This is a genomic window from Desulfovibrio sp. (assembly GCF_019424165.1).
Lineage (GTDB): Bacteria > Desulfobacterota > Desulfovibrionia > Desulfovibrionales > Desulfovibrionaceae > Desulfovibrio.
The window spans coordinates 1-6,941 of sequence record NZ_JAHZAA010000046.1 but is presented as its reverse complement, the minus strand read 5'-3'; the positions used below and the strand labels follow the sequence as shown (position 1 = coordinate 6,941).

Sequence of the window (6,941 nt, the reverse complement as noted above, 5' to 3'; positions counted from 1 at the left end):
ACGGGCGGCGCGTCCAGCCGTATGGGAGGGGGGCTGGGCCAGAACCAGATAAGCAGAAAAACTGCCAGGTGCAGGCACAGGGAAAGAACATAGGAAGCCAGGCGCATAGGAACCTACTTCGGGGCACGGGCAGGGGCGTTTTTGCCGCCCTTGGCCGGGGCTTCGTCGGGCTGTTCGGCTATCACACCGAGCTTTTCTATGCCGACGGCCTTGATATGCCCCATCACTTCCACCACTGTGCCATAGGGTACGGCCTTATCGGCCTGGAGGAAGAGAGTTTTGTTTTTTTCTTTGACCAGGCGCTGCAGATAGCCTTCGAGGTCTTCCATATTGTCAACGCCGTATTCATCCAGGTATATCTTGCCGTCACTGCGCACGGTCAGCACCATATGGTCTGCTTCTGTGGGCAGCACTTCCACCTGCGTGGTTTGCGGCAGATCTACCTCAAGCCCCTGGCTCATCATGGGGGTGGCTACCATAAAGATGATGAGCAGCACCAGCATGACGTCCACAAAGGGCGTGACGTTGATTTCCGAAACGAATTTGTTGCCGTTGCCGACACTGGCGCCCATATTACATCTCCGTTGCGCCCGTGCGCTGCACGGGGCGGTGGGCGTTAAGCTCGCGCTGGACGCGGTTCAGGAAAACGCCCGCAAAGTTCACAAGCAGGGTATCCACCTGCGAAAGTTTGCCCATAAAGATGTTGAAGCCGATGGTGGCGGGAACGGCCACGGCCAGGCCGATGGCGGTAGCTACCAGCGCTTCTGAAATGCCCGGGGCCACCGTGGCGAGCGAGGCGGATTTGAGCATGCCGATGGAGTGGAAGGAGCTCATAATGCCCCAGACCGTGCCGAAAAGACCGATAAAGGGCGCGGTATTGGCCGTGGTAGCCAGAAGGGAGAGCGAGCGCTGCAAGCGCGACAGTTCACTGCCCACACCCTGACGTAGCGCGCGGCGAACGTTGTCCACCACTACTTCGCTGCTGTTGCCGAGCTCTTTGGAGCGGTTAAATTCCAGCACACCCTGATGGGCGATGTAATAAAGGGGCGAAGACGGGTCAGACCCCAGCGACTGCACGGCTTCGCGCAGGTTGGGGGCCTTTTCGAATCCGGTGGTGCCTTCAAGCGCCTTGTTGTTGGCGGCGCTGAGGGCAAAAAACTTTTGAATCATCAGACCCCAGCTGGTGATGGACATGACCACCAGAAGCGCCAGCACTGCCTTGGCCACCAGGCTTGCCTGGGCAATCATTGAAAAAAAGCTGAATTCCATAAGGTTCTCCATAAGTGCGCAGCAGCCTTGGTTTTCACAAATCGCCGCAAGTAGTGCCGGAACGCAGGGCGCAAAAAAGCGCCGGCCATGACGGCAGCGCCGCCACAGTCGCATACGGCTCTGGGGCGGAGAATGCAACGAGTGGGGCAAATTTTCAAGATTTTTTTTAGACCTTTTGCCCCAGATCCGCTTTGGACGGGGATTTCATCACCCGCTGGTGGGCATGCACCCGCCGGGAGGTTTCGTCAAGTCCGGTCCTTTTTCTGTAGGCAGTTTTTCTTGCGCCGGGCGCGCGGCCCACTACTTTTCCGCCCCAGTGCGGAGCTTGGGTGTACCTGCTCGCGCAATGCCCTCTGGTGTCGGCGATGCTGCGGGAGGCGCTGGTTTCTTTTGTTGCCCAAGGCCCTTCCGCCATAGTTCCATACACAGGGGCAGAGCGCCTTGCCGCGGGCGGATGAACCGCTTTGCCGCCAGCGCACACGCGTTCGGCCTGGGGAAAGCCTCACAGGCTGTGCGCGACACGTCATCTTATATGAAGGCAGGTTTTTGGCAACCAGAACGGCAGTGCGGCTGGCGCCCAGCCTTGTTTCAGGTTTTAAAGTACGTTGCATTGTCAAAAGGTATGGATACGTTTGATGCTTGGTGATGTCAGCGGGGATGCGACGCATGCCCCGGCGTGCTGCGCGCTGTTTTTTTCCGGTTTGTTCGGCTAACAGCAAGAAAGATTCTTATAAGGTGGCGGTTTTTGGAAATATATGGGCGTAAATGCGGGAATATAATTTATATTTATTTTTTGTTTTCAATAGGATATATATCAGGACGTCATAAGGAAAAGCATGGCCTGACGCGCTTTTGACGATATGGGCCGCAAGAGCGCAGGGACGGGGATAAAAGGCTGGCAAGGCTGTATTGCCAATGCTGTGCCGGGCGTTGTATGAAGAGTCATGCGATGTTCGTCCTTCCCATGCGCCTGCCTGAAAGCGCGTGCCACTTTCTCAAGAACGGCGGTTTCAGTGATTCGCTCGTCTGCTTTTTCTCTTGTTATTCTGGCTGTCTTTCTCTGTACCTCTTCCGTTGCTGCAAGCCGTAATACGGCTCCCGGAGCTGCGGTTCCCCTTTTTCAAGGGCAGCGTAGCCTTGGCGGCCAAAGTGGAGCAGGGGCGGAAGCCGCGGGCGGCCAGTCTGGCGGCGTACACGCCATCACCATGCCGGATGCGGTGAATCAGGCCCTGGAGCATAATCCGAGCCTGGGATCGCAGGAGGCGCAGGGCCGCTCATCTGAAGAAAGCCGCAAGTCTGCCCGGGGAGCCTTTGGTCCCAGGCTTGGCATGTCCTACTCGGTTGCCAAGCAGGAAAGAGACAGCACCGTGCGCAATACCGACCCGCCCAAAATGGGTACATACAGTTGGGGCGTGGAGGTTTCTCAGCCGGTTTTTCAGGGCTTTCGTCTGCTGGCAAATTACCAGAAAGCGGCCTTGCAGGCTGACAGTGACAAGGCGGCATTGCGCAATGCCGAGCTTGCCATGACAGAGCAGGTGCAGACCCAGTTTCTGAATTTCTTGCGATATGAAGAAAGTGTGCGCAGTGAGCGTGACGCCCTTGCGCGTTTGCGTGACCAGTTGCGCATCACCACGGCTTTTTTTGATGTGGGGCTTCGCCCACGTCTGGATGTGCTACAGGCCGAAGTGGACGTGCGGCAGGCTGAAAATGCGGTGATCAAGGCAGAAAACAGCCGCGACACAAGTCTGGCAAAGCTGAACACCCTGCTGGGCTTTTCGGCCACGGCGGGGGTGGGGTATACGGGGCAGCTCGCCCATGTGCCGTTCACACGCTCCCTTGAGCAATGCCTTGAAGCGGCGTACCGGCAGCGGCCAGACCTTTATATGGCTGCGAAATCTGTGGAAATTGCGGGCAAAAGCCAGCAGGCCGTGCAGAGCGACTACTATCCGCAGGTTGAGGCCTATTATAATGTAACCCAGAGCGGCAATACCCCTGATCTTCAGAAAGACGGCGCCAGCGGCTCCCGCACACAGACCTGGGAAGTGGGCGCACGTGCCACCTGGAATGCTTTTCAATGGGGTACAACCTATTATGCCGACAAGGAAGCCGGCTGGCTTGTAACCAAGATGCGCTATGAGGCTGAAAACCTGAAGCTCAATGTTGGTTACGACATCAAGTCCAAACTTCTTGCCGTGCATGAAGCGGAAAAGCGCATCAATGTGGCGGAAAAAGCCGTAGAGCAGGCCACCGAGGCGTATAATGTGGCTCTGGCCCGCTACCAGGAGCAGGTGGGCACAAACTTTGACGTGCTGGACGCCTCATCCAAGCTTACTTCGGCCCAGGCTTCGCTTACGGGCGCCAAGGCCGACTATCTTACAGCCCTGTCCCAATTGTATGTGGCCATGGGCGAATTTAAACCTGACCTGATGCGGCGCGACCGGTAACCGGCTTCGCGCCCAAGCACAAGCGATAGAGGAATGAAAGAACCCTACCTTACCATCACGCCCCTGGGGGGCCTTGGAGAAATCGGCCTTAACTGCCAATTGTGGGAAACCGCCGGCGGCGTGGTCATGGTGGACTGTGGCCTCATGTTTCCCGACGACGCCCATCTGGGCGTGGATGTGGTCATCCCGCATTTTGGCGCGGTAAGCGCCATCAAGGACAAACTGCTCGGCATCGTGCTCACCCACGGCCATGAAGACCATATCGGGGCATTGCCCTGGCTTGTGCCGGAGCTTAAAGGCACGCGCATCTACGGTTCGCGCTTTACCCTTGCCCTGGTGGAGCACAAGCTGCGCGAGCGCGAAATTCTTGACTGGGTGGAACTGTGCCCGGTGGACGCCAAGACGGTTCTGCCCTTGGGCGATCTGACGTTTCATTTTTTTCCGGTCTGTCATTCCATTCCCGAAGGCTTCGGCCTGGGGGTGGAAACCCCTGTGGGGCGCGTCGTGCACAGCGGCGACTTCAAGATTGACACGCATCCTCTGGACGGTACAGGCACGGACCTTGATGTCTTCAGCAACTTTGCAGGCCCGCAGGGCGCGCGTCTGTTGCTTTCAGACTCCACCAACGTCATGCGCGACGGCCGCTCTCTTACGGAAAGAGAAGTGAAGGACTCGCTGGAAAAGATTTTTTCCAGCGCGGAAGGCCGTATCGTTATTACGCTTTTTTCAAGCCACATTCAAAGAATCCAGGAAGTGTTCGATCTTGCGCGTGAATACGGGCGCACGGTCGTCATAAGCGGCAAATCGCTGGCCAATAATATCGAGATGGCCCGGGATCTGGGTTTCGCCAAGTTACCGCCGTCTTTTTTCAATGCCCATAACGGTGTTCCCGATCTGCCTGACAACCAGCTTGTTCTGGTGGTTACAGGGGCGCAGGGCGAGCCTTTGTCGGCCCTCTCACGCATGGTGCTCGGCGGGCACAGGCAGCTTGAGGTGCGCAAGGGCGATACGGTGGTCATGAGTTCGCGCATGATCCCGGGCAATGCCAAGGCCGTGGCCAAACTTATTAACGAAATGTACCGCATCGGCGCGGAAGTGCTGTATGAAAGCGTGCATGCCATCCATGCCTCGGGGCATGCCCAGCGCGAAGAGCTGCGTGAAATGTTCGAAGCCGTAAGGCCGGAACTTTTTGTGCCGGTGCACGGCGAATACCAGCATCTGGTCAAGCACGGGCGTCTGGCCGTGGAGTGTGGGGTAAAAGAAGAAAACGTTATCCTGCTGGAAGACGGTCAGCCCCTGACCCTGCTGGAGGACTCTTTCAGGCTTGAGCAGAAAGTACCCGTGGAGTGTACCCTCGTGGACGGCAAAGGTGTTGGCGACGTGGGCTATGCAGTGCTGCGCGAGCGCCGGATTCTTGGCGACGAGGGCATGGTTATCGTGGTGCTGGTGGTAGACTCTGAAACGGGCAGCGTGCTGCACGGGCCGGAAATGATCTCCAAGGGTTTTGTGTTTGAGCAGCATTACAGCCACCTGCTCGAAGATGCCAAATGCCTTGTGCTGGATGAAATCGAGGCCGCGCGTCCAGGGCAGCTCAATCGTATGCAGGAAGGCATACGCTCTTCGTTGCGCCGTTTTTTCCGCCGTGTGCTGGAGCGCGATCCCGTGGTTGTACCCATTATCAGCGAAGTTTAAGGGCGAATTTTTTTGGGGGGGGGGGCGCTGCCGCAGTTCAGCAAAAAAATGCGGCATGCCCAGCCCCGCCAGCCCGGCAAATATGGCTGTCGTGCCGCGCGGCTTTGGCGGTGTGACGGCAATCCTGACGGCTATCCCGCCAGATGGCTGACGGGCGTTGCCAGATGCTTGCCAGGTGTCTGGCAGGCGACTCTGAAGCCGCACAGCACCAACGGCGGCACATATCTTGCTTTGTTCATGACAAGCACACAGCGGCGGTAAAAACTGCCGTAAGGAGAAGTCATGAACAAGGCAATCGGTGCCGCCGGTATCCCTTATATTGTGTTAAGTACCGCTTTGGCAGGGTGCGCGCTATTTTTCGGGCTTTTGCTATGGCAGGGCGGGCATGACTCCGTCCGTCAGGACTCTCTGGCCTACGCCCCGGGTTTTGCCGTTCAGGCCGACGTGGTGGAAGTGGTCAGGGTGGTTCCGCTGGCCGGAGCCAAGCTCCGCAGCCCCAGCGTTGATGCGCATTCAGGTGCTGTGGTGCAACTGGTTTACTAGGGGATTATTTAAAATGGCTTTTTAGCCAACCGGCAACATAAAAGAATTGTTCAGGGCAGCCATGTGCCATGCGGGCAGGCTGTCTTCATGAAGATGCTCTTTGTTTTTGGCGCAACAGCATTTGTTGACAATCAGCCCCCCGTTTGAGCGTTGAGGCCCCAGGCATCGCGCGTCTCCGGTTTTTTCCCCTGCGGACGTTTCAGCGTTGCGATGGGTCAACTCCTTTGGTCACAGTGACCTTGCGCAGGCCTGCCCGGCTGCCACCCCTGGCGCCAATGCGTGTGCAGACTCGACCCCGCGTGCTGTTCGCACTATTGCCGATCTGCCCCCCCCTGAGCGTGCTTTTTCGCGATTTCCGGCGCATGGTCACTTTGAATGCTTGCGTAATGGCCGAAGTATCGTTGCTGCCTTCACCCGCAATTCCTTCGCCGTAACAGTCAAAGCGGACTCGTCTTGCACACGTAGCTGCGCGGCCTTTTTCTTCAGCCCCCTTGCGCCCGGGAGGGAACGTTCGGCAGGCCGGGCATACCCCTCCTGCCCCGTACCCGTGTGCCTGCGGCGTGTATTCTTCCTGCGATGACAACCGATGTCCCATTTCTCGCTTTTGCATACGCGCGTTGTTTACATCAGGCTGAGGCAAAACCGTACCTGGATATTCCCCTTGCAACGCGTGCTCGCTGTAATTTGTTTTTAAGTTATGGTAATAGGTTTTTTTACTGTTTGTGTCTTGTTTTTCCATGTTCTTGCGAAAAATTATTTATCGAGTACAGTTTCACGGAAAATCTGAAAATCACTCTGGGCAATCAGATACTTTATTGGCATGTGGAGCCGTATCGACAATGTACATTTTGGTCATGCCCGGCAGTGACGGCATCGGGGCTTACAGCGGATGCATCCGAAAAAATGTGCAGATTTCATGAACTTGTTTTTACTTTTTATACCGATTTTGATGCAATATATTGCCTACATTGCTTATAAATATAGAGGGATATA

General features: G+C 56.6%; 6 protein-coding genes. 3 read left to right on the top strand and 3 right to left on the bottom strand.

Features of this window, described 5'->3' with window-relative positions; translation table 11 throughout:
* Positions 1-113: 113 nt before the first annotated feature.
* On the bottom strand, positions 114-572 hold the full coding sequence (gene tolR, locus QZ377_RS11625) for a protein TolR (protein WP_012624493.1): 459 nt from the start codon (positions 570-572) through the stop codon (positions 114-116).
* Position 573: 1 nt separating this feature from the next.
* Complete coding sequence (gene tolQ / locus QZ377_RS11620) at positions 574-1,269, bottom strand: protein TolQ (protein WP_291441304.1); 696 nt, start codon at positions 1,267-1,269, stop codon at positions 574-576.
* 1,013 nt (positions 1,270-2,282) lie between these two features.
* Between tolQ and QZ377_RS11615 the strand changes: the two genes are divergently transcribed.
* The 3 genes from QZ377_RS11615 to QZ377_RS11605 all read left to right on the top strand — a co-directional run bounded on the left by QZ377_RS11615 (position 2,283) and on the right by QZ377_RS11605 (position 5,948).
* Positions 2,283-3,713 carry a TolC family protein gene (locus QZ377_RS11615; protein ID WP_291441303.1) on the top strand — a complete coding sequence of 477 codons (1,431 nt, stop codon included), beginning with the start codon at positions 2,283-2,285 and terminating at the stop codon, positions 3,711-3,713.
* 33 nt (positions 3,714-3,746) lie between these two features.
* Positions 3,747-5,405, top strand: a complete 1,659-nt coding sequence (locus QZ377_RS11610) for a ribonuclease J (RefSeq protein WP_291441302.1) — start codon at positions 3,747-3,749, stop codon at positions 5,403-5,405.
* A gap of 282 nt (positions 5,406-5,687) precedes the next feature.
* A complete protein-coding gene (locus tag QZ377_RS11605) occupies positions 5,688-5,948 on the top strand; it encodes a hypothetical protein (protein ID WP_291441301.1) in 261 nt (86 codons plus the stop codon).
* A 199-nt stretch (positions 5,949-6,147) separates the two neighbouring features.
* On the opposite strand, the gene QZ377_RS11600 is transcribed toward QZ377_RS11605, so the two are convergent.
* Positions 6,148-6,687 carry a hypothetical protein gene (locus tag QZ377_RS11600; RefSeq protein ID WP_291441300.1) on the bottom strand — a complete coding sequence of 180 codons (540 nt, stop codon included), beginning with the start codon at positions 6,685-6,687 and terminating at the stop codon, positions 6,148-6,150.
* Positions 6,688-6,941: the final 254 nt, after the last annotated feature.

Coding starts and splice junctions, on each gene's coding strand:
- QZ377_RS11605 (WP_291441301.1), top strand. CDS start 5,688: ATGAACAAGGCAATCGGTGCCGCCGGTATCCCTTATATTGTGTTAAGT.
- tolR (WP_012624493.1), bottom strand. CDS start 572: ATGGGCGCCAGTGTCGGCAACGGCAACAAATTCGTTTCGGAAATCAAC.
- QZ377_RS11610 (WP_291441302.1), top strand. CDS start 3,747: ATGAAAGAACCCTACCTTACCATCACGCCCCTGGGGGGCCTTGGAGAA.
- tolQ (WP_291441304.1), bottom strand. CDS start 1,269: ATGGAATTCAGCTTTTTTTCAATGATTGCCCAGGCAAGCCTGGTGGCC.
- QZ377_RS11600 (WP_291441300.1), bottom strand. CDS start 6,687: ATGGAAAAACAAGACACAAACAGTAAAAAAACCTATTACCATAACTTA.